Below are 2,564 nucleotides of genomic sequence, written 5' to 3'. Positions count from 1 at the left end.
CGATGAGGATCAGCGATTCGTCGGGGAGACCTGCTCGATGATCTCCGGCGTCGCCGTCGGATCGACCTCTCCGAGGATCTGGTTGACCTTCGGCGGGACATCGGCGATGAACTCTTGCTGCGCGGCCGACTCCGTGGCCGGCGCGGAACCGTCGCCCTCTCCGGGCAGGATGCCGCCGGAGTCGACCTCGACGGAAGGCACGGGCGAGGGGGTGCTCATCATCTCGCTGATCGACGAGCCCGCCGAGGAGACACCGACGAGGATGATCGACCAAATGAGCGCGAACGAGCCGATCGTCGCGCCCACCAGCGACAGCACGAGAGCCGTGATGCTGAGGGGCTTTCCGCCGTAGCGCTTTCCGGCGAGCCCGACGATGGAGAAGATGAAGCCCGCCAGCAGCAGCAGGCCGCCGATCAGGACGGCCACCAGGCCCACCCAGGGCACCGGCACGATGCCGATGATGCTGAGCAGCGTGCCTCCGGCGGCGAGCCCGAGTGCCGTCCACGCGATGGCCTTCGACCGCGTGTCGGGCGTCGGCGGTCCCGAGGGGGGGACAGACGAAGGCGTGGGTGCGCCGTAGGCGACCGTGGGTGCGCCATAGGGGACGGTGGGTGCGCCGTAGGGCGCGGTGGGCTGCCCGGGCTCCGGCGGCAGCGGAGGCGCCGTCGGCGCGACGTACGCGTCTCCGTATCCGCCGGTGGGCGCGGGCGGGACAGGCGGGGCCGCGGGAGGCGCGACCTCGGTCGGAGTGGAGTCGACGGCGTCGGGGGTGACCGCGTCCGGCCCGTCGGCGGCCGAGCCGTCCGGATCCTGAGGATTCGTGGGCGGGGGTGTCGACATCTGCTCTTCCTTCGTCGTCTCGGGACGTCGCGCGGCCCCGTCCGAGGGACGGCGGGCGCGGCGGCGGTATGTCGACCCTATCGACTCACTGTGACTTTGTTCACGGTCAGCTGTCCGCGGCCTTTCTCACGTCGCATCCGGCGACCGCGACGTGCCATCCTGGGCCAGGATGGGAGCACGCGGCATCCCGCCGGTGCACCCACGCGGCGGGACGCGCGATGAAAGGGACGCCATGACACTCACTTCGGTTCTGCTCGACACTCCGCCCTCGGTTGCCGCGCGACTCGGCTGGGACCCGGCCACGACCGTCCACGATCGTCGCCGTCTTCTCGCCAAGGAGCTCATCGCCGCCCGCCTCGGCTGCGACATGAACGACATCCGTATCGAGCGCGAGGCGCCGCGCGGCTTCGGCTACCACACGCGGTTGATCGCCTCGCGGGACGGCGAGGACCTGCCGATCGCCATCGTCACGGCGAGCTTCCGCGCCGCCACGGTCGTCGCCATCTGCGACCCGGGTCTGCCGCTGGGCATCGACATCCGCGACATGACCCCGGAGCCGGCTGACATCCGTCTCATGCAGAAGCACTCGCACCTGTTCGATCCGAACAACATCCCCGACCTGCTCCAGCACTGGGTCCGGGTTCAGGCGGTGCTCGAAGCCGACGGTCGCGGGGTGCGCGTCGCACCCGAGAACGTGCGGTTGGACATGGGCCGGCTCAAGGGCTGGATCCCGGACCGCAACATGAAGTACACGCTCGTCGACGCCTCACGCGACAGCTGGGTGATCACGATCGCGATCGGAACCCTTCCCGCAGCCTGATCGGTTTTCATCCGTCCCGTCCTGTCGCACCCGAGCGGGGGGAGGCGACGAGAAGGGGCAGACGAACGCCGCGGCCGGGCGGCACGGGTGCGCTCAGGCGGCAGGGAAGGCGCGGTCGAGCTCGGCCAGCCACACCGCGGCGTTCCCGTCGCTGGGAGAACGCCAGTCGCCGCGCGGTGAGAGCGAACCCGACGCCAGCACCTTCGGGCCGTTGGGAATCGCGGTGCGCTTGAACTGCGCGAAGCCGAAGTAGCGCGTCAGGAACACGCGCAACCAGCGCACGATCGTCTCGCGGTCGTAACCGTAGCGGTCGGATGCCGGGAAGCCCGGCGGCCATGCACCGGCATCCGCATCGCGCCAGGCGTGCTCTGCGAGGAAGACGATCTTCGACGGGCGCAAGCCGTAACGCAGCACGTGGAACAGCGCGAAATCGTGCAGCGCATAGGGGCCGATGGTGTCCTCGGTCGATTGGACCTTGCCGTCCTGGCCCGCGGGCACCAGCTCGGGGCTGATCTCGGTGTCCAGCACCGCCTGCAGCACGTCCTTCGCCGCCGGCGACAGGCTCATGCCGTCGTCGCCGGCGTGGGCGATGACCCATCGGATGAGGTGCTGGATGAGCGTCTTGGGCACCCCGGCGTTCACCGCGTAGTGGCTCATCTGGTCGCCCACGCCGTAGGTCGCCCACCCCAGGGCGAGCTCCGACAGGTCGGAGGTGCCCACGACGAGGCCGCCGTTCTGATTCGCGAGGCGGAACAGGAAGTCGGTGCGCGCCCCGGCCTGCACGTTCTCGAACGTCACGTCGTACACGGGCTCGCCGTTCGCGAAGGGGTGTCCGATGCCCGTCAGCAGCTCGGTGGCCATCGGCCGGATGTCGATCGTCTCGATGGAGGCGCCGATGGCCTCG

General features: G+C 70.0%; 2 protein-coding genes and 1 pseudogene. 1 reads left to right on the top strand and 2 read right to left on the bottom strand.

Translation table 11 applies throughout. The features are described 5' to 3' along the window. Window positions 1-9 precede the first annotated feature (9 nt). Window positions 10-840 (bottom strand): hypothetical protein, encoded by an 831-nt coding sequence (locus I5I_RS09075; protein WP_239640068.1) that lies wholly within the window; start codon window positions 838-840, stop codon window positions 10-12. 232 nt (window positions 841-1,072) lie between these two features. On the opposite strand from I5I_RS09075, the gene I5I_RS09070 reads away from it, so the two are divergent. After that, complete coding sequence (locus I5I_RS09070; protein WP_036318500.1) at window positions 1,073-1,660, top strand: hypothetical protein; 588 nt, start codon at window positions 1,073-1,075, stop codon at window positions 1,658-1,660. A 93-nt stretch (window positions 1,661-1,753) separates the two neighbouring features. On the opposite strand, the pseudogene nadE reads toward I5I_RS09070, so the two are convergent. After that, window positions 1,754-2,564 (bottom strand): annotated as a pseudogene (nadE, locus tag I5I_RS09065) (NAD(+) synthase); the annotation flags it as partial.

Origin of the sequence: Microbacterium sp. B24 (assembly GCF_000333415.1) — a bacterium.
Classification (GTDB): Bacteria; Actinomycetota; Actinomycetes; order Actinomycetales; family Microbacteriaceae; genus Microbacterium.
This window is presented reverse-complemented; position numbering and strand designations above follow the sequence as displayed.